Below are 18,725 nucleotides of genomic sequence, written 5' to 3' on the forward strand. Positions count from 1 at the left end.
AGCAAGTTGGAAAACGCTCTGGGAGGGATGGTTTAAACTCCAAGAGCGTTTAGAAGGTTACTTGTTGTACAAAAAATAGGCAGAGATCTGATCAAGAGACAGCTGCTTGCAGCCAGGATTTCCCTATCAGACAAAGTCTCTGCCAATTGCCATTCCTCACAGGCAAGCGATTATTTTTCTTATAACTCTTCCTTCGTCCCTAACTGGCAAGTTATGATTAAAAAAACCGGTGAACAGGGATCCCACCACAACATGCAACGTATTCTCTTCCTGATTTTGCTTTCTATTGTGGCTCATCTAGCCCATGCCTTACCGGCTGGTTTTGTCTATTTGCATGATGTCGCCCCCGATATAATTGAAGACTTGCGCTATGCAGGGTCTGATAATTTTGTTGGCCAACCTATCCCCGGTTATCAAACTGCCCGTTGTATCTTGACCCAGGCTGCTGCAGAGCAGCTGGCAAAGGCTGAGAAGGCAGCGGTTGCGAAAGGTTACCGTTTCAAAGTCTATGACTGTTATCGGCCGCAAACCGCAGTCAATGCGTTTTACAAATGGAGCCAAAATACACAGGATCTGCGAACAAAGATGGCGTTTTATCCGCGAGAGGAAAAGAAAACCTTGTTTGCTCGAGGTTACATTTCCTTGAAATCAGGACATAGCCGTGGCAGTACTGTCGATCTGTCCTTAGTTAAAATTGGCGCTAAACAACCTCTGGAGCCTGCCAAACATTCTCGTTGCTACAGTCAAACAACAGCCCACATGGATGACGACTCGATTAATACTGGCACCCGCTTTGATTGCCTGGATGTCAGCGCCAATCTCTCCTATCAAAAATTAAGTAAGGAACAAAAAGCAAATCGGCGCTTACTGCAAGATTTAATGCTAAGCCATGGTTTTGTACCCTATGACAAAGAATGGTGGCATTTTACTCTGAAGAATGAACCCTACCCGCAAACTTATTTTGATTTTCCGGTACATTGATTCTGGCCACTTCAGAAGCCAATGTGTTCTTCTCCTTGATCCTCAACCTTGAATACCCTATTTTTAACAAGGGGAGAGGAACATGAAAGAACCCATTTTATTGACGATTTACAAAAACGCTCTGTCGATTACCAGCTATGCCTTGCCACAGCTCGCTGGCACAATCTCGGCTAAACGTTTTATGACCCCAACAAGGCATAAAAGGCCTCACTGGGAAAAAAATATTATTAGCCATGGCAAAGAAAGGGTATTGGCCTGCCAGATAAAAGCATGGCAATGGGGCGAGGGACCTAAAATTTTATTAATGCATGGCTGGGACGGTAGAGGCAGCCAGCTAGGCCACTTTGTTGGACCCCTGGTTAATGCCGGCTTTCAAGTGATTGCTATTGATGGACCCGCGCATGGCGACTCACCCGGCCGACGCACTAATTTAGTTGATTTTGCCCATAAAATGCTGGCTAGTCAGAAGGAGTTAGGCAACTTTCATGCAGTCATTGCTCACTCCTTTGGGGGCGCAGCAACGCTATTAGCAACCAAGGAAGGTTTGCAGGCAGAAAAACTTGTTTTGATTGCATCACCCTACGATTTGCAAGCGATCTTTGATCGCTTTACCGCTTTTATGCGTCTTTCACCACGAGCAAAGCAACATTTTCAATCCTATATAGAAAGGGAAGCACAACTGACTGTAGAAGAAATACAGACGATTATTTCTCCTATCAGTGTGCCTGTTCTGCTCATCCATGATAAAAAGGATCACGAAATACCTTATAGTGATGCGTTGAAATTGAAAGAAATTTTGCAAGAGGTTGATTTTCTAAGTACAGAAGGTTTGGGGCATCGATATATTTTAAAATCAGACCAAGTAATCAGCAGGATCCTTGATTTTTTAATAACCACTCATTAAGTGGTCTGTTGGCGTTTCGCCAGCTTGAGTCGAAAAGCGTGGATTTACGAGCATTGCAGCACCGTTTACATGAGAGTAAATGAGCAGCGAAGTACAGGAACTCACGCTTTTCGGCCAGACAGTAGAAAATGCCTGGTCATCAATAATTAAGCAGGAGTTTACTATGTGGGTTATCTACGCACTCTTTGCAGCCATTTTATGGGGTATCAATTATACCCTGGCTGAAAAGATACTTCGCAGCATTTCTACATTCACGTTATTGGCTCTGGAAATGTTATTAGGGGCAATCGTGTTTGCCGCCCTCTCTTATTCCACGTCAATGAAAAAAGACCTCCTAGTCTTACAAACCGAGCCCAGAGTGTTATGGCTAACATTAGCCGAAATTTCCGTTGTGCTCTTGGCCAGCTATTTTATTGCGACATCCATCCAGGTGAAAAATGCCACTGTCGCTGGAATTATTGAATTGATCTATCCCTTATTTACCATTCTGTTCACCTGGCTCTTTTTTGGTGAAAACCATGTCGATACCTCGGTTATTATTGGCGGTATTTTTATTTTCATAGGTGTACTAATGATTAGCATTCAATAACTTACATGCATTAGCTTTTAGGTTATGCTCCGCATCAAAGCGCTACCTTTAAAATCTGAAACGCAACCCTGTAAAAAATAACACCGTTGCGTTATTTCAGAGAGACCATTATAAATCAAAACTTGATCACAAAGATCAATTATTATACAATACGCTTTTTTTTAACTGGTTCTCCTATGAAGCGTAAAGTATCCTCTGCAATGGCCCCAAATTCATCCTCTGAAAAAAGAGTAAAGGTAGAGGATAGCACCCTCTCCCCTTATTATATTTTTGGCCGTACAGATAAGCGAGAACGTGTTACGCTGGAGGATTTAGTTAATCGAGAGCGCTTTAAGGTACTCCCAGCTGAACATCTTAATATTCCTACTAAACCGGGAAAAGAATTAGAACGCCTGTTTATAGACTCTGGCTATTTAAGTACTTTTCCTATTAAAGAAAATGGTCATGTAATCGATACAATCCTGAGATATGCCGATTCAGGTAATGATTATCTTCACTTTATTTTTATCCCTAAACGCATCTGCGAAGAAATCAGGTTATCTGGAGGGACAGAAGAGCGTGGTGAAAACTGTCTATTTAAAAAAGAAGGAACTGTATGGCAGTTGCCTCATTACAATACTATCAATCCCCAAGTGTTTTATACCAGTGATCTTGTCATTGCATTAAGAGAAAAACAACGCACTGATGATGAAGTATTACTGGGAGGGAAAGGATTAATTTATGCGCGCTTTGTTTCTATACCGAAAAAAGAGTTCAATAAAGATGGGGATATGATTAGCGAACTCGCTGAGTTATTGGACAAAAGCAGCTATCATTATTATGCCCCCCAAACCCTTGATGCTGATTTAGCCGCAGCGACTCAGCAGCAAGAAGATTGGAAATGGTGGTCGAAATTAGATCTTGAAGATGAAGGACCGCAACAGTTATTAAAATTTGCTTTATCTGCCTTATCGGGTACGAATACCCCAATTAAAGCAGATAGTCCTTATTTGCGAGTCCTGCGCGAAATACATCAAAAGCTAGCCGACACGAATAAAAAGGGTGAATTTCTTGAGCAATATTTAGATATAACGCGAACAATCGATGAAACACTCATACGAGGAATAAAATACGGTTGTCCTCGCGAACAAGCCGACACACTACGCAGGCTTTTAAAAGAGGCTGTCTGTCATGTACTAAATAATGAGATGTTATTAACTGAAAGTCTGATCACTGCACTAAGAGGCTATTCCACCTCGTTTTCTAGAGAGATGGGTCACTATCAGAGAGATAAAAGCACTGCGTTAATACTGCTACCACATTTGGATATTGATTTTAATAATCCTGATACGTTCCCCAAAGTTGCAGCCATACAACCTAACAGGAATACGTTTTTTCCTACCCCCTTACCTACAAGGTCTACCGTGCCGTTGGTAAGTCATACCGGCCATTTTGTAGGTAAGTGTTAAGCAATGTTTGTTTAAGCCGAATGATCCAAACACGCAGGACTTGCCTGTTTCTAGTGTTTGCTGCACCCACAATGGCTTAGAGCGCCACAGGTGACATTTGTAAGACCAAACCAATAGGCGCCCCTGGCACGTTTTGATCGTTTTGGCTTCCTGAGTAGACTCATTAGGCTGGAAAAACGCTAGTCATAACGCAAGCCCATACGCTCCAGCAAGCCGGCTAATGTGTCATTGTCGAAAAATTTAATTTGTAACCAGCCCCCTTGCCCATTTTCACTGACAATCTGGACAGGACTGCCAATTTGTTCTGCGAGGGTGTTTTGCAGGCGCTCGATATCCCGATCTCGTTGAGGATCACGCAGGGGTAATTCCCCGGCTTTTAGCTCCCTTACTTTTTTTTCCAACTGCCGGACTGACCACCCTTTTTCTTCGATTTCAATGGCTAAATTCATTTGTTGTCTGGCTTGCAGGCCGACTAACATTCTTGCATGGCCAAGCGACAATTGCCCCGTTTTTATTTTCTCTTGTACCGGATCACAAAGCGTCAACAGGCGCAGCAGATTAGCAATATGACTGCGGGATTTTCCGACAAGTACGGCAATTTCATCTTGCTGAAAGTGAAATTCCTGCTGTAACCGTTGATAGCCGCTAGCTTCTTCAATCAGATTCAAATCTTCACGTTGAATGTTTTCTATTAGCGTGACGGCTGCCGCCTGTTGATCACTATAGTTACCGATTAAGCAAGGTAACTCGTTTACACCGACCAACATCGCTGCACGCCATCGTCGCTCACCGGCAATAATTTCGTATTGGTTGGCAGTGATTTCTCTAACCACTAAAGGTTCAATCAACCCTTGGGTAAGAATGGAGTCGGCCAATTCTTGTAATGCCGCTTCAGAAAAATGCTTACGCGGCTGATAGCGCCCAGCCTGGAGTAAGTCGATAGGAATTGTTTTGAATACCCTTTTCATAGACAATTAACGAGAACCAGAGAGAAGATCTATTGTTTCATAAGGGCTTGAAGAGATGCAATCTCTAACCGCCCATACAGACGAGTCAATCAATGACCAATTAGGGCTTTATACTGGCTTGAGACTCGGGTCGGCAATGAATCACCTCATCAGCATCCTTGGCAAAAAAGCTGACGGCTGTTCTACCCACATTCGTTTTACCCATTTGTCGATTCACTTCCGCTTTTAACAAGCGGTTAGAATCCAGCAACGCGGTTGCTTCATCTTTGATGTAACTATCCTCTGAGCGTAAAATCTGCACCAGGTATTTTGCTGCCTGCTGAATCGCAGAAACAGCCTTGGTTTCTAGCAACGCCGTACTCAAAGCTAACATGGCATTGGTAAACCCTTGGCAAGCTGCAGCCTGCATCCATTCAAAATAAGGGGCTGAATGTTTAGGATACGCTTGTGCTAACCGATATTGCGCCATCGTATCACCACTAGTAGCCAGCGCTTTCATTTGCGCCATCAGACCTAAGGTCTCGGCCTTCTTATCGTAATTATCCGGTGTTTGAGCGACTGCTTTGGTAAGCTCTGCAAACTCACTGCTGAATTGCTTGAAACGGGACATTTAAACTATCGCTAATAAAGTTATCATTAGCTTTAGAGATTAAGGCTATCAACTTAACTGAATATTAAGACGGGCTTTTTTTACACAATCTTTACGTTCTATCGTACAGATACCAGCCTAAATGGAAGACCATATGGGCAACGACCGTGGCAATAAAGCCATATTGCCAAAAAAGCCAGCCAAAAAGAATTGCCTGCCAACCATGAAGCAACAGCATGGCATAAATGAAACGGCGACTTGACTGACAACCCGCAGCAAGATAGGCAGGAATATGTCCTGCTGTTAGCAGCAGACCACTCAGGAAAATTGCGCTCCACATGACAAGAGGCGTTTTTTCTCCCGCAAAAAAGATGGCAAAAAAGGCGATGACGTTCATTAATCCCCAACGACCAAGAATTTCCTCCACAACGCCGCCATATAAAATACAGCCATCCAGATGCAAGACTGCGCGTATTCTTCTCATGATCTGTAAGCTCGCCTCATCCAAAATACTACCGACCACACCGTAGTAAAGGATAAAAAACACCACCAGGCCTCCAATGGTGTATAAAAAAACGGGGAGAATACCCGCTATATCACCCCTGATGCTTTTGCCTTGTAGCAAGGAATCTAAAAGAGTGGCATCAAGACCTGTACGTACCGACAAGACTGCGCCGGCCAAACACATCAGGAAAACCATTAACAAGGTCTGCGCAACAGCCAATTTACTGAGTCGTTTTTTTAATTGTTCGCTATTTTCTGGTAATAACAAATAAATCAAACGCGGCACAGCAATCAAGACGCCGGGCAACGATAAACAAAATAATACAATGATTAACGGCCAATTAATTTGCATCATTTATCCCTTCCTAAGCACACTATAGAAAAACCCATCCCTATTGTTTTCCCCCGGGAAAATTTGCCACCCATAGCCTGTCACTCGACCCCAGCTTTTTTGCCCAGTCACTACCTGGCAGTCCGGGTGCTGCGCCACAAATTGGGCAATTTGCAGTTCATTTTCCTCTTTGAGTATTGAACAAGTGGCATAAACCAGCAAACCCTGTGGCGCCAGTAAAGGCCACAAGCTTTCTAACAGCGCACGCTGCAGGTGGGTAATTTCAGTCACCTCGGCCTCTGTGCGCAATAATTTAATATCAGAATGACGTCGGATAACGCCCGTTGCGGAACAGGGGGCATCAAGGAGAATCCGTTCAAAAAGCTGTCCATCCCACCACGACGCCGGATTGAGTCCGTCACCCTGCAGTAGCGTTGCCTTCAGGTTTAAACGGGTCAGATTCTCTCTCACCCGTTGCAAACGCTTTTCCTCAATATCAAGGGCCATACACGCTTTCAATGCCGGCTCGGTTTCGAGAATGTGGCAGGTTTTACCACCAGGGGCACAACAAGCATCCAGTAAGCGCAACCCAGGTTGCAAGGATAGCAGTGAAACAGCGAATTGTGCTGCTTCATCCTGCACAGAAACATCACCGACACTAAAACCGGGTAAGTCATCCACATTACAAGGATTTTCCAGGGTAATTCCCTGCATTGCATCCATTGTCGGGTAAGCTTTAATTCCTTTTTGATGTAACCGCTCCAGGTAAGCTGCTCGGTCACCGCGTTGTCGATTCACCCGCAAACTCATTGGGGGATGAGCGTCATTAGCCTCAAGAATGGCTTGCCAATCGTCAGGCCAATCTTGTTGCAAACGCTGTACAAACCAGGCCGGATGCCCATAAAGAAAATCAGGGTTAGTTTGCAGACGAGCCACCAGGGCAGCTTGTTCGCGGCAATAGGTTCTTAAAACCGCATTCACTAATCCCTTTGCCCAGGATTTTTTAAGTGGATCAAGTAAGGCAACCGTTTCTTTAACGACGGCATAATCAGGCTTTTGCATAAAATGGAGCTGATAAAGACCAATCAGCAAAACCAACCAGACATCGACTGCTTTCGGGTGTTTATCAACCAGGCAATCCGCTATCGCCTGCAGGCGAAAATAATGACGGCAAACACCAAAACAAATTTCTTTTGTTAATGGAGTCAACTCACTCTGTGCTTGAAACAGATGAGAAAGCGGCGTTCTCTCTTGGAGTAATTTCACTAAAATACGCAGCGCTTGCAAGCGCTCATTTTTTTTCATCGCAGGACCAAATGAATATAGTGTTGCGCTCGACCCGAATTCAACCAGGCAGAGACAGGCATTACCTTGGCGCCTGGAAATTGCAAATAATCAATCATGACCGCTTGATGACCTGCAGCCACTAAAATGCCTTTTTTATCGATAGACAGGATTGTGCCAGGCTCCGCGGAGCTTGTATTGGCGACGACATGAGCCTGATGGATCCGTAAGAGCTCTTCACCGGCTTGTGTATAAGCAATGGGCCAGGGATTAAATGCACGCACCTGATTAACGATCTGAGTTGCCGGGCGCTGCCAATTAATTGCGGCATCTTCTTTTTTTATTTTTCCCGCATAAGTAGCCTGGCTATTATCCTGAGGAACTGGTTTTGCCTGCCCGCAGGCAAGCGCGTCAAGCGTGGATAACAGGGGCTTTACCGCCAATTGGGCGAGTCTGTCGTGCAAACTGCCTGCCGTATCTTCAGAAAAAATAGGACAGCTGATTTCGGCCAATTTAGCGCCGGTATCCATACCAGCATCCATTTGCATGATGGTGACCCCAGACTCGTCGTCACCATGTAACACAGCCTGCTGGATAGGGGATGCACCACGCCAGCGGGGTAATAAAGACGCATGGGAATTAATGCAGCCCAAACGAGGTAAAGCCAGCACAACTTTGGGCAAAATTAAACCATAAGCAATCACGACGAGAATATCTGGCTTTAATTGCGCTAGCTCGGTAATCGCCTGTTCACTTTTAAAATTAAGGGGTTGGTAAACGGGTATTTCATGAGACAACGCCCAACTTTTAACCGCTGATGGCTGTAATTTACGGCCACGACCCGCAGGCCTGTCCGGCTGCGTGTAGACTGCCAACAAACGATGGGAAGACTTGGCAAGCGCATCAAGTGACGGGATTGCAAATTCAGGCGTACCCGCAAAAACGATATTTAAACTACTCATAACTTACGTACATTCAACCGTTTAAATTTATCCAGCTTTCTTCTTGCCATCGCACGCTTAAGAGGGGAAAGCAGATCAACAAAAAGCTTGCCGTTTAAGTGATCAATTTCATGTTGAAAACATTCGCCCAAAAGCCCCTCCGCAGTCATTTCAAAGGGTTTGCCGAAACGATCTTGTGCCCGAATGGTCACTTTCTTGGCTCGGATCACCGTATCATAAGCACCGGGAACAGAAAGGCATCCTTCCTGATATTCAGCCTCGCCTTCTTTGGCAATAATTTCAGGATTAACCAATACCAATTGCTGTTTTTTATCCCCAATGACATCCACCACTGATAAACGGAGGCTGATGCCTATCTGTGGCGCAGCAAGTCCAACCCCATTGGCGTGGTACATCGTGTCGAACATATCATCAATGAGCGTTTGTAAGTCATCATCAAATTGTTCAACAGGTTTTGCTTTGAGTCTTAACCGTTCGTCAGGTAAATAAATAATCTTGCGGATAGCCATAAAATATCTGTTTCCTACCTAATAATGCGTGCTATTATCCCCAATACCTCGTATGGCTGCAAGATGCATGCCCAGGCTCACGGACGACAACATCCATATGACACGAATCGCTGGTTCCTGTGTCATTATCCTTTTGGCAATGAACGCCTTTTTATTCGCTGTTTCGCTGCCACGGGAAATTATCAGGATTTCTGACCGTAGAACAACCCGTTGCAGCCTGTTTGCTCATGCCTGCCATGACCTTTGAAAAGGACTGCACCATTCAGCCATGAATAATAAACCGTATCTTATCGCCTTAAATAAAATAGAGCAGATTGGCCCCCGCACCCTGGTGAAATTATTGCAGCGCTGGCCCGATCTGGAAGAAATGTTTCGCTTATCCGAGCAACAATTACAGCAAGCAGGCTTACCCGCTAAAATGGCCCAGGCAATCAGCACCTTTCATTTTAAGGAACTGGAAGCCGATTTTCGCTGGCAAGAAAAGAGCAATCACCATTTGTTAACCTGGGAAGACAGCAATTACCCGACCTTATTGAAAGAAATTCATGACCCTCCGCTCATCTTGTATGCAATTGGCGAATTATCCTGCTTGCAACAACCAGCCATCGCCATCGTGGGTAGTCGAAAGCCCTCTATAACAGGTAGCGAACTTGCCCGACGCTTTGCCTATGAGCTGACAATGAATAAGCTTACCGTCGTTAGTGGCCTGGCGCAGGGTATTGATACCCAAGCCCATCGCGGCTGCCTGGATGCCGAGGGAAAAACGGTCGCAGTAATGGCTACCGGGATTGATCGTATTTATCCACGACAAAACGCTCAATTGGCTGCCGAAATAAGTCAAAATGGCCTGCTTATCAGTGAATTTTCGCTAAAAACCGCACCAACAGCTGGACATTTTCCACGCAGAAATCGTATAATAAGCGGTTTATCATTAGCCACATTGGTCGTTGAGGCAGCAATTCGGAGCGGTTCATTGATTACAGCGCGTCTGGCGCTAGAGCAAAACCGTGATGTTCTTGCGGTGCCGGGATCGCTCCTCAATCCACAGGCCAGAGGTTGCCATCACCTGCTGCAGCAGGGAGCCAGATTGGTAACATCCAGTCAGGATGTATTAGATGAATTAGGCTTGGCTAATCCGCAAGCGAAACAAAATGACCTGAGGCAATCCCTTGCCACGGATAATGAAAACCTAGTAAAGTGCATTGGGTTTGAAGTAACTACTGTTGATCAAATGATGGCACGCAGTGGTTTAAATGTTGAAGAAGTAACCTGCAACCTGGTTACATTAGAATTACAGGGAATTGTCAAAGCCGTTCCCGGTGGTTACATGAGGTGTTAATTATGAAAGATAGCTTGTTTGAAATGTTAATGAATTTTTTTGAAAAAAGTTTATCCCAATTAAAGGAAAGTACCACCTCTGCTACACCTAATGAGAATGGACAAGAAGACGACAGTGACGTTTACGAAACGTCAAGCATTGAAAGCCGGACCGTGGTTATAAAGCCCGCGCAAGACACTGCGATGCGCGTTTTTACAGCCGATGAAAAGATGCGATTGACCAAAGCCAGCTACCAATTTATAACCCGCTTAATGTCCTGGGGAATCGTGGAATCGGAAACATTGGAAATCATTATCAATCAGCTGTTATTCTCCGAGTCCCGTTTTGTTACCCTGCAGGAAACAAAATGGACTATTCGTAACACACTCGCTGAAAATCTTGATGCAGCTCAATTAGCTTTTCTTGATCTTGTGCTATATCAAAAAGAAGACGAATTACCGTTACATTGATCCGTTACCACAAGGAAAGGTTTATTAAGCTATGAGCAAACACTTGGTTATCGTGGAATCGCCCGCGAAAGCTAAAACCATACAAAAATACTTGGGCAAAGATTATGATGTCTTGGCCTCCTATGGCCATGTGCGCGATTTACCGCCCCGCAAAGGGTCGGTCAATCCTGATAAAAAATTCGCAATGACCTATAACCCGATCGAAAAAAATGCACGACATATCGAATCGATTGCCAAAGCCTTAAAAAATTCTGACTCACTCTTACTTGCCACTGACCCGGATCGCGAAGGGGAAGCCATTTCCTGGCATGTTTATGAGTTAATGAAAGAGCGTAATTTGCTCAAAAACAAAGAAGTTCACCGTATTTTTTTTAATGAAATCACTAAATCAGCTATTCAAGACGCGATAAATAATCCGCGCGAGATTTCAATGGATTTAGTGAATGCGCAACAGGCAAGACGCGCATTAGATTATCTGGTAGGCTTCAATCTGTCGCCCCTGCTATGGAAAAAAATTCGTCGTGGTCTTTCTGCCGGCCGCGTGCAAAGCCCGGCGTTACGACTCATTGTAGAGCGCGAGGAAGAAATTGAGCGGTTTGTGGCGCAGGAGTATTGGCGAATTATTGCCCAATGCCAGCATAGCAGCACCCCTTTTGAAGCAAGACTCACCCATTTTAACCGTGAAAAACTGCAACAATTCACGATTAATGGGGCAGATCAGGCACACAACATACAAAAAACCTTGCTTCAACAGGCACAGGGTCACCTGCTTGTTGAACAGGTTGAAAAGAAACAACGTAAACGTAATCCGGCAGCGCCTTTTATTACCTCCACACTTCAACAGGAAGCTGCCCGCAAATTAGGGTTTACCGCGCGTAAAACCATGATGATTGCCCAGCAGCTCTATGAAGGGATCGATATTGGTTCCGGTACCGTGGGTTTGATTACCTACATGCGTACTGACTCCGTCAATTTGGCCAATGAAGCGATAGAGGAAATTAGAACGTACATTTGCGAGCGTTATGGTGATGATAATTGCCCCAAAACTGCCCGCGTTTTTAAAACCAAGTCGAAAAATGCGCAAGAAGCCCATGAAGCAATTCGACCCACGTCGGTTAAACGCACGCCAGAAATGGTACAGGCCGCGCTGACTACTGAGCAATTCAAGCTTTATAGCCTTATTTGGAAACGGACCATTGCCTGTCAAATGGCCGAAGCCTTGGTCGATACAGTCGCTGTAGACTTAAGCTGTGGCGAAGGCAATCTATTTCGTGCCAATGGCTCAACCATCACCTTCCCCGGTTTTCTTACCGTCTATGAAGAAGGGCGGGATGATTCACCGGATGATGAACAAAATGCAATGTTACTTCCCGCATTAAAGGTAGGTGAAAAAGTTAGCCTGAAAGATATTCTTGCCAACCAGCATTTTACCGAACCGCCGCCACGTTACTCAGAGGCGTCGCTCGTTAAAGCACTGGAAGAATATGATATAGGCCGACCATCAACCTATGCATCCATTATTCACACCTTGCAGCAACGTGAATATGTGGTGGTCGATAAGAAGCGTTTCTTCCCCACCGACGTTGGCAGGATAGTTAATCGCTTCCTGACAGGCCACTTTACGCGTTATGTCGACTACAAGTTCACTGCGCAATTGGAAGATACTTTGGATGCTGTATCACGTGGTGAAAAAGATTGGATTCCGGTATTGGAAGAATTTTGGCAACCCTTTATTCAACAGATTCATAATACGGATGAACAAGTCCAGCGCAAAGATGTGACCACAGAAATACTCGATGATAAATGTCCAAAATGTGATAAACCGCTGGCAATCCGCTTAGGAAAACGAGGCCGTTTCATCGGTTGTACCGGGTACCCTGAGTGTGATTATACCCAGGATCTCAGTGCGAATGGCGAAGGCGAAAAATCAGAACCTGAAGTAGTCGAGGGGCGGAATTGCCCTGAATGTTCAGGGCCACTGCATGTTAAAACAGGTCGATACGGCCGTTTTATCGGTTGTGGCAATTATCCGCAATGTACCCATATAGAACCGTTGGAAAAACCGGCTGATACAGGGGTTGAGTGTCCCAAATGCCATAGCGCCAAGATCCTCAAGCGTAAGTCGCGTAAAGGAAAAATATTTTTCTCTTGCGGCAGCTATCCTAAATGCGATTATGCGCTATGGAATGAACCCATTGATAAGCCTTGCCCCAAATGCGCCTGGCCCTTGTTGACCGTGAAGGAAACGAAACGTTCTGGCCGGCAAATTATGTGTCCCAATGAAGGCTGCGGTTATTCCAGCAGTGATGAGGAATAGCCTTTTCCTGCCCCTTAAACAGACCATGCCCCTTTTTATTTGCAGCAGGCTTTCTGTGCTCTAGCACAGGAGCCTGTTAAGTCAACGATTAATTTATTTGAAATACCTATTCAAGATATGTACGCCATTACGATTTTTATATATCCTCTGTAAAAATTTTCGATAAGAACAAAGGAGATACGTTAACGGATATACCCTGGATTTGCATTTTATCAACTTATTGGGATTAACATTTTGATTTACAGGACGTACTCATGTTTAGCAAAAAACTACTATCGTTTACTCTCTTCAGTATTTTAATGGCCCCCTTCCAAACGGGAATAGCGGGTGAAATGGGCGCTAAGGAAGGAAGATTTGATGTCTATATTCCTAATTTGCCCGCATCAAATGAGTTTTCTGCCGGTGCAATTTTCTTGCGTCCAGGCGGGAGCAATGATTACGCTGTATTAGTCGATCCGTTTAATTCAAACGTACCTACGCCTATTCTTTCACCAAGTTGGCAACCAGAAGGCATTGACCCCGATTTTAGTGCGGGTTTCTCACTTAATTTCCGCCACGTTTTTCCTGAGTCAGGCAATGATATCAATTTCTATTGGGCCCATTTGCGCACCACGGACAACGGAACCTTCCCAGTCAATAGAGCAGCACCCCCAGCACAGCAAATGGCGGGACCATTCTGGAACGTTGGCCCTGATGCCGGCACAACCAGCGCGGCAAATGGTCAATTACAATACCGCTATGATGTCTTTAATACGGATCTTGCGAAACATATCTATTTCGATCCCAATCTCAAAACCCGCATTTTTGCAGGGGTTAGCGGCCTGTGGCTAGAACAAAAGATCATCGCCAATTTTTCTGGTATTGACCCCATCTTGGGCCCTTACACCTTTGGCATAACGACCAAATCGAAATATAATGCGGCCGGTATTCGTTTAGGTATCGATGGAGAATACCAGGGATTTTATAACATCAATGCGGTAGGGCTATTGGCAGGAAATCTCTATATTGGCAGTCAGCAACCCTCTACCGGCGCAACAGGTACAGGGAGTGTATTGGCTGGCACAGGGATTCCTGTCAATCATCAATCGATATCGCATAAAAGCTTCGTGCAACTTGTCCCTGCGCTGGATGCAAAATTAGGTCTTAAATACTCCCGGCAGTCAAACGATAAATTATTCAGCATAGAAGCTGGTTATATGGCGGCTATTTACGTGAATGCCATACAAAATTATGTCCCCTCTACCTATGTTCCGGGCTCGTTAGGAATCGTTTCAGGGGCTGTTTTCCTGCAAAGTCTATTAAAAACCACCGACAGCTTTTCCGTAGACGGACCCTATGTAACCGCTTCACTCAAAATGTAAATCAACGTCGAAAAATACCCAAGGCCCTGACTTGTGAGGGCCTTGTTTAAATGACTAATGACCTTCCACTGCAGCGTCGGCCTCCTGCCTCTGCCGTCTTCGTTTACTTTGCCGAAGGTAAAGGATTGTCATGCTGATCACAGAAACCCCCAGGACCAGGGCTGCAGGTATTAAACCGAAGGTATGAAGGAGTCGCAGAAAATGATCTCCCCCATAACTTTTATAGAGCAGGGTAATAATTGTCGTGGAAACAACAGAAATAAAAATGGGGCGGATTAACCGGGCGCCGTTCTTGATGGCAAAATACACGCCTATCCTGCCGCCTATTAATTGCCCCATGGCCATACACAGGGCAAGCGTGTAATCAATGTTGTCGCCGAAAGCAAAACAGAGTGTCGCGATCAGGCTGCTTTTCAGATTAAAAACCTTGGTGTAGGCAGACGCCTTAACAAAGTTATAGCCAAGAAAAAAAGTCAGTGAAAACACCCAGAGTGAACCAGTCCCGGGCCCAAAAAAACCATCATAAAATCCCAGGAAAAAACCAAAAAAAATATAAAACCAAAATTCATTTATTTTTGGCTCTCCATCCTCTGAGCCCAGTTTGGGTGAAAAGATGGTATAAATCAGGATGGCTAATAAAAGGAGGGGGATGACTTTTCTTAAAATATCGCTATTCAGGACCTGACTTGCGACAGCACCGAGTATGGTGCCCAAAATTCCCCACATTAATCCTTTATAGATTGTATTCAGTGAAAGCAGCCCTTGCCGATAATAGCCGCAAGACGCTACGAAAGTCCCTATCGCCCCCTGTAGCTTATTGGTTCCCAATGCAACCTGTGGCGGCACACCCACCCCTAGCAACATGGGCAGACTAATTAAACCGCCGCCTCCAGCAATCGCATCGACCGTGCCAGCGACAAGACCCGTTAAAAATAAAAGCGGTAAAAGAAAATGATAAGGTAAATCAAATAGCATTTTATGTCTCTTCCAATAAGGAAACTGCGAAAAAATTAACTGCTCTCAGATACCGCTTTACAATAAAAAGACTTGATTGCTTGCCCCACAAACGTCAAATCCTTTCTCGACACATCAAGATGAGTAACCAATCTTATCCTGCCCTGTTTATTAGGCTGTTTAGGGAGGATTATTCCCCTTCCCTGCAAATAGGATTGCAATTCTTTATAATGGTGTTTGACCCTTATAAATAAAATATTGGTTTGCAAGGCAGCCGTATCCACGTCGATTTCCTCAAGCTCAGCCAACGTACTCGCTAAATACAAGGCATTGTCATGATCGTCAGCCAAGCGGTTGATATGATGCGCCAACGCGTAAATCCCTGCCGCCGCTAAAATACCAGCCTGGCGCATACCGCCGCCCAATACTTTACGCCAACGTCGTGCTTTTTTAATGAATTCGCTACTGCCTGCTAAAACGGAGCCCACAGGAGCACCCAGACTTTTGGAGAGGCAGATAGAAATCGAGTTAAAATGGTTACTGATATCGTTAAGGGAGCACTGCAATTTCACTGCTGCGTTAAAAACCCGTGCCCCATCCAGGTGGCTTTGAAGACCCTGCTGCTGACAAAAAAGTTTCATTTGTTGCAAATAGGCCAGTGGTAAAACCCGCCCGTCAACCGTATTCTCAAGACAAAGTAATTTAGTACGTGCGTAATGGTGATCGATTGGTTTAATCGCTGGCGCCACTTTTTCCAATGCCAAAGTACCATCCGGCTCAAAATCAAGCGGCTGCGGTTGCACACTCCCTAAAACCGCTGCCCCGCCCCCCTCTAATAAATAACAGTGGGCTGTTTGCCCAACAATATATTCATCCCCTCGTTCACAATGCGCCATAATCGCGATCAAATTGGATTGTGTTCCAGAAGGTAAGAAGACAGCTGCTTCCATACCGGCTTTATCGCTAATCAATTCTTCCAGCATCATGACCGTCGGATCTTCACCAAAGACATCGTCCCCCACTTCAGCATTCATCATGGCAGCAAGCATTGCTTTACCTGGCCTGGTCACTGTATCACTGCGTAAATCAATTATTTTCATGATGGCTCGCTTGTTAATGGAAAAGAGCGCTCTTGCACACAATTATTTTTTAAATTTCAGGTAAAGTCCGGCATAAAGCTGCTGCATGTTCTCCATGCTATCCCCAATGAATTCAATAACCTTTATGGTTTGCCAGGCCTCTTTTTCCCAGCCCCGCTCCAAACAATACGTCAACCAAAGCAACCAACTGTGCAAGGTCTGCTGCCATAAAATAGCATCCATCCCGGGCAAGTGACCAGCACATTCCGCATAACCCAGCAAAGTCGCTTGAAACTGCTCTGTTGCGAAGAGAGAATTAGCCATGCCTGCACAGTTTACAGCAAGCCCTATCAACTCAACAAAGGGATGAATATAACCTGCGCTTTCCCAATCAATGACATGCGGTGTTTCACGATCGCGCCAAATAATATTATTAACGTGGATATCCCGGTGGCTAACCACCCAGTTTTGCGAGTCATAATCACGATAGCGATTACAGTGATTAATGAGTTCTCCTAACCAAGGGAGATGAGCCCATCCTTCTGGCGGTACAATAGGAGGAAAACGTTCCGCACCGTCGCCAGGCAAAGGGAGTAAATGCAGCTGTGCCAGCCTATTGCCAAGGAGGTAAGCCTGTTTAGAATCTACTGCCTCCAGCACGCGCCCTTCACAGTAGGGAAGAATCAACGCAAAATGACCATCGACAGTCAGCAGGCAATCATTTGCCTCGGTGTGCCAGGCAGAAAAAGTCAAACCGAGTTGATTGGCTGCAATGGTTGCTATAGCCTGGGTGAATTCTAATCGTTGCCGGGTTGTTGCGCCAAGCCAGGTCGGCGAAGAAAATTTCTTAGCGATCCATTTGCTTCGATCCAGCAGTTCAATTAAATCAACTTGATGCTGCAACCCGCCAGTTAATGGCGTGATTGATAAGATCGGCTGGGTAAAATAAAGACTGGACCAATGCTCATTATCCATGCATCAATTGTTCAATATAACGTCTGCAAGTTAAGGGTTTATGGAGATAGCTAATCATATGGCGTGTGCCGCCAGTCCCCGTTATCACGAGACAACCATACCCGAAAATACTGCCTAAAACGGATTGGCGGATATCAATACTCTCTATTTTAGTTAAAGGAATATCAATCGTCTGCCTTACCAGCAGGCCTGTGCGCAGGATCACTTGCTTTTTCTTGATGGTCAGTGACGAGAAATGGTAATTGACCCAGGTTATTCCTCCCCAGGCAAGAGCAAAGACGAAAAGGAAAAGCGATAACTCTTTTAACGTGGGAAAGGTAAAACCAAAATAGAGGGCTAAACAGGCGAGAACTGCCGGCCAGAAAAACAGAAGCCAATGAAGTCTTGCAAAATAAACCACATCGTTGTTGTCTGCCATCATTGGCCTGGTTAAATCAGTCACGTTATACTCTGTCCGTTCAACTATTATTTTCTATATCATATGGCAGATGCGACAAATTTGCTATGCTATCCCTTTGTTAATTCAGGTTTTGAACAATGCGCCCTATTAACCGCTGCCTAAATCCGCAATTGCTTGAAATCTGCCAGCGCGCCATTCAGCTCGACGAATTAAATAGTAAACTCAGGCATTACTTAACCCCACCGCTATCCGAGCATTGCCAGGTAGGGAGTTTTAACAAAGGTTGCCTGCTGCTCACCGTTTCCAGTGCGGCCTGGGCAACGGAATTACGCTATAGCCTGCCCGTCTTGCGCGATAAATTGAGGAAAGAGGCCGGATTATACCAGTTGACCTCGATCAAGATTCACATTGCTGAGATCTGCCAGCAAACAAGTCCCGCCCCCAAAAATCAGAAAAAAACACTGTCGACCTCCGCCCGCCATTTCATTAAGGAAGCCGGAGAGCACTGCAATTATCCACCCTTACAAAATGCCCTTTATAAGTTAGCTGAAAGCAAGGAGTAATCCCGACATATAAAGCGCAGCGGATAACGAAGTACTTTTGTAGCCTGGGTGCAGGCGCAGCCGAAACCCGGGATTCCAAATAAACGGGGCAGCATACAAGCGCCGTTTAAAATCCCCGGATTACAGCCTTCGGCTTTCATCAAGGCTTGTATCTTTAAAAAGTAGGCAGAAATGCTTAATCTCAAGGGCACTTGGGATGGGAGAAGAGAGCTTGTATCC

General features: G+C 45.1%; 19 protein-coding genes. 9 read left to right on the plus strand and 10 right to left on the minus strand.

Translation table 11 applies throughout. From position 1 onward, the window contains the following. Positions 1-213: 213 nt before the first annotated feature. The 4 genes from ACN4Z1_RS15450 (at position 214) to ACN4Z1_RS15465 (ending at position 3,922) form a co-directional block, all read left to right on the plus strand. Entirely contained in the window at positions 214-981 is a 768-nt protein-coding gene (locus ACN4Z1_RS15450) for a M15 family metallopeptidase (protein ID WP_228362904.1), read from the plus strand. A gap of 82 nt (positions 982-1,063) precedes the next feature. Then, complete coding sequence (locus tag ACN4Z1_RS15455) at positions 1,064-1,885, plus strand: alpha/beta hydrolase (protein ID WP_228362905.1); 822 nt, start codon at positions 1,064-1,066, stop codon at positions 1,883-1,885. Between the two features lie 79 nt (positions 1,886-1,964). Continuing rightward, a complete protein-coding gene (locus tag ACN4Z1_RS15460) occupies positions 1,965-2,474 on the plus strand; it encodes a DMT family transporter (RefSeq protein ID WP_228362906.1) in 510 nt (169 codons plus the stop codon). 176 nt (positions 2,475-2,650) lie between these two features. Further along, the gene (locus ACN4Z1_RS15465; protein ID WP_228362907.1) at positions 2,651-3,922 is read left to right on the plus strand and encodes a hypothetical protein; all 1,272 of its coding nucleotides are present in this window, start codon (positions 2,651-2,653) and stop codon (positions 3,920-3,922) included. A 179-nt stretch (positions 3,923-4,101) separates the two neighbouring features. Here ACN4Z1_RS15465 and ACN4Z1_RS15470 read toward each other — a convergent pair whose 3' ends face one another. From ACN4Z1_RS15470 to def, 6 genes are all read right to left on the minus strand, one after another. Continuing rightward, positions 4,102-4,890 carry a ParB/RepB/Spo0J family partition protein gene (locus tag ACN4Z1_RS15470; protein ID WP_228362908.1) on the minus strand — a complete coding sequence of 263 codons (789 nt, stop codon included), beginning with the start codon at positions 4,888-4,890 and terminating at the stop codon, positions 4,102-4,104. A gap of 100 nt (positions 4,891-4,990) precedes the next feature. Further along, complete coding sequence (locus tag ACN4Z1_RS15475; protein ID WP_228362909.1) at positions 4,991-5,500, minus strand: hypothetical protein; 510 nt, start codon at positions 5,498-5,500, stop codon at positions 4,991-4,993. 91 nt (positions 5,501-5,591) lie between these two features. Beyond that, a complete protein-coding gene (locus ACN4Z1_RS15480) occupies positions 5,592-6,335 on the minus strand; it encodes a CPBP family intramembrane metalloprotease (protein WP_228363049.1) in 744 nt (247 codons plus the stop codon). A 3-nt stretch (positions 6,336-6,338) separates the two neighbouring features. After that, on the minus strand, positions 6,339-7,619 hold the full coding sequence (gene rsmB / locus ACN4Z1_RS15485) for a 16S rRNA (cytosine(967)-C(5))-methyltransferase RsmB (RefSeq protein ID WP_228362910.1): 1,281 nt from the start codon (positions 7,617-7,619) through the stop codon (positions 6,339-6,341). Next, a complete protein-coding gene (fmt, locus tag ACN4Z1_RS15490) occupies positions 7,616-8,560 on the minus strand; it encodes a methionyl-tRNA formyltransferase (RefSeq protein ID WP_228362911.1) in 945 nt (314 codons plus the stop codon). Before fmt ends, rsmB begins: the two co-directional genes overlap by 4 nt. Further along, positions 8,557-9,069: a peptide deformylase gene (gene def, locus ACN4Z1_RS15495; RefSeq protein ID WP_115222212.1), complete on the minus strand. Its 513-nt coding sequence runs from the start codon at positions 9,067-9,069 to the stop codon at positions 8,557-8,559. The genes fmt and def overlap by 4 nt, the downstream gene beginning before the upstream one ends. A 268-nt stretch (positions 9,070-9,337) precedes the next feature. Here def and dprA point away from each other — a divergent pair, with 268 nt between their 5' ends. The 4 genes from dprA (at position 9,338) to ACN4Z1_RS15515 (ending at position 14,535) form a co-directional block, all read left to right on the plus strand. Beyond that, complete coding sequence (gene dprA / locus ACN4Z1_RS15500; protein ID WP_228362913.1) at positions 9,338-10,408, plus strand: DNA-processing protein DprA; 1,071 nt, start codon at positions 9,338-9,340, stop codon at positions 10,406-10,408. A 2-nt stretch (positions 10,409-10,410) separates the two neighbouring features. Further along, positions 10,411-10,857, plus strand: a complete 447-nt coding sequence (locus ACN4Z1_RS15505; RefSeq protein WP_228362914.1) for a DUF494 family protein — start codon at positions 10,411-10,413, stop codon at positions 10,855-10,857. A 31-nt stretch (positions 10,858-10,888) separates the two neighbouring features. Then, positions 10,889-13,174, plus strand: coding sequence for a type I DNA topoisomerase (gene topA / locus ACN4Z1_RS15510; RefSeq protein WP_228362915.1), 2,286 nt, complete (start codon positions 10,889-10,891; stop codon positions 13,172-13,174). 254 nt (positions 13,175-13,428) lie between these two features. After that, the gene (locus ACN4Z1_RS15515) at positions 13,429-14,535 is read left to right on the plus strand and encodes an Lpg1974 family pore-forming outer membrane protein (RefSeq protein ID WP_228362916.1); all 1,107 of its coding nucleotides are present in this window, start codon (positions 13,429-13,431) and stop codon (positions 14,533-14,535) included. Positions 14,536-14,589: 54 nt separating this feature from the next. On the opposite strand, the gene ACN4Z1_RS15520 is transcribed toward ACN4Z1_RS15515, so the two are convergent. The 4 genes from ACN4Z1_RS15520 to ACN4Z1_RS15535 are packed head-to-tail and all read right to left on the minus strand — an operon-like array spanning position 14,590 to position 17,961. After that, positions 14,590-15,510 carry a TSUP family transporter gene (locus ACN4Z1_RS15520; protein WP_228362917.1) on the minus strand — a complete coding sequence of 307 codons (921 nt, stop codon included), beginning with the start codon at positions 15,508-15,510 and terminating at the stop codon, positions 14,590-14,592. 35 nt (positions 15,511-15,545) lie between these two features. Beyond that, positions 15,546-16,589 (minus strand): low-specificity L-threonine aldolase, encoded by a 1,044-nt coding sequence (gene ltaE / locus ACN4Z1_RS15525; RefSeq protein ID WP_228362918.1) that lies wholly within the window; start codon positions 16,587-16,589, stop codon positions 15,546-15,548. A 42-nt stretch (positions 16,590-16,631) separates the two neighbouring features. Then, complete coding sequence (locus ACN4Z1_RS15530; protein ID WP_228362919.1) at positions 16,632-17,543, minus strand: phosphotransferase enzyme family protein; 912 nt, start codon at positions 17,541-17,543, stop codon at positions 16,632-16,634. Then, the gene (locus ACN4Z1_RS15535) at positions 17,536-17,961 is read right to left on the minus strand and encodes a PH domain-containing protein (protein ID WP_228363050.1); all 426 of its coding nucleotides are present in this window, start codon (positions 17,959-17,961) and stop codon (positions 17,536-17,538) included. Before ACN4Z1_RS15535 ends, ACN4Z1_RS15530 begins: the two co-directional genes overlap by 8 nt. Positions 17,962-18,080: 119 nt before the next feature. Between ACN4Z1_RS15535 and ACN4Z1_RS15540 the strand changes: the two genes are divergently transcribed. After that, positions 18,081-18,506 (plus strand): DUF721 domain-containing protein, encoded by a 426-nt coding sequence (locus ACN4Z1_RS15540; protein WP_228362920.1) that lies wholly within the window; start codon positions 18,081-18,083, stop codon positions 18,504-18,506. The last annotated feature ends 219 nt before the right edge of the window (positions 18,507-18,725 follow it).

The organism is Legionella sp. ST3F1, from assembly GCF_048553315.1.
GTDB classification, from domain to species: Bacteria; Pseudomonadota; Gammaproteobacteria; order Legionellales; family Legionellaceae; genus Tatlockia; species Tatlockia donaldsonii.

What these genes read in the sequence shown, in the direction of transcription:
- ACN4Z1_RS15465 (WP_228362907.1), top strand. Translation starts at nt 2,651, where the DNA reads ATGAAGCGTAAAGTATCCTCTGCAATGGCCCCAAATTCATCCTCTGAA.
- ACN4Z1_RS15460 (WP_228362906.1), top strand. Translation starts at nt 1,965, where the DNA reads ATGAGCAGCGAAGTACAGGAACTCACGCTTTTCGGCCAGACAGTAGAA.
- ACN4Z1_RS15470 (WP_228362908.1), bottom strand. Translation starts at nt 4,890, where the DNA reads ATGAAAAGGGTATTCAAAACAATTCCTATCGACTTACTCCAGGCTGGG.
- topA (WP_228362915.1), top strand. Translation starts at nt 10,889, where the DNA reads ATGAGCAAACACTTGGTTATCGTGGAATCGCCCGCGAAAGCTAAAACC.
- dprA (WP_228362913.1), top strand. Translation starts at nt 9,338, where the DNA reads ATGAATAATAAACCGTATCTTATCGCCTTAAATAAAATAGAGCAGATT.
- ACN4Z1_RS15540 (WP_228362920.1), top strand. Translation starts at nt 18,081, where the DNA reads ATGCGCCCTATTAACCGCTGCCTAAATCCGCAATTGCTTGAAATCTGC.
- def (WP_115222212.1), bottom strand. Translation starts at nt 9,069, where the DNA reads ATGGCTATCCGCAAGATTATTTATTTACCTGACGAACGGTTAAGACTC.
- ACN4Z1_RS15475 (WP_228362909.1), bottom strand. Translation starts at nt 5,500, where the DNA reads ATGTCCCGTTTCAAGCAATTCAGCAGTGAGTTTGCAGAGCTTACCAAA.
- ACN4Z1_RS15535 (WP_228363050.1), bottom strand. Translation starts at nt 17,961, where the DNA reads ATGGCAGACAACAACGATGTGGTTTATTTTGCAAGACTTCATTGGCTT.
- ACN4Z1_RS15450 (WP_228362904.1), top strand. Translation starts at nt 214, where the DNA reads ATGATTAAAAAAACCGGTGAACAGGGATCCCACCACAACATGCAACGT.
- ACN4Z1_RS15520 (WP_228362917.1), bottom strand. Translation starts at nt 15,510, where the DNA reads ATGCTATTTGATTTACCTTATCATTTTCTTTTACCGCTTTTATTTTTA.
- fmt (WP_228362911.1), bottom strand. Translation starts at nt 8,560, where the DNA reads ATGAGTAGTTTAAATATCGTTTTTGCGGGTACGCCTGAATTTGCAATC.
- rsmB (WP_228362910.1), bottom strand. Translation starts at nt 7,619, where the DNA reads ATGAAAAAAAATGAGCGCTTGCAAGCGCTGCGTATTTTAGTGAAATTA.
- ltaE (WP_228362918.1), bottom strand. Translation starts at nt 16,589, where the DNA reads ATGAAAATAATTGATTTACGCAGTGATACAGTGACCAGGCCAGGTAAA.
- ACN4Z1_RS15530 (WP_228362919.1), bottom strand. Translation starts at nt 17,543, where the DNA reads ATGGATAATGAGCATTGGTCCAGTCTTTATTTTACCCAGCCGATCTTA.
- ACN4Z1_RS15480 (WP_228363049.1), bottom strand. Translation starts at nt 6,335, where the DNA reads ATGCAAATTAATTGGCCGTTAATCATTGTATTATTTTGTTTATCGTTG.
- ACN4Z1_RS15455 (WP_228362905.1), top strand. Translation starts at nt 1,064, where the DNA reads ATGAAAGAACCCATTTTATTGACGATTTACAAAAACGCTCTGTCGATT.
- ACN4Z1_RS15505 (WP_228362914.1), top strand. Translation starts at nt 10,411, where the DNA reads ATGAAAGATAGCTTGTTTGAAATGTTAATGAATTTTTTTGAAAAAAGT.
- ACN4Z1_RS15515 (WP_228362916.1), top strand. Translation starts at nt 13,429, where the DNA reads ATGTTTAGCAAAAAACTACTATCGTTTACTCTCTTCAGTATTTTAATG.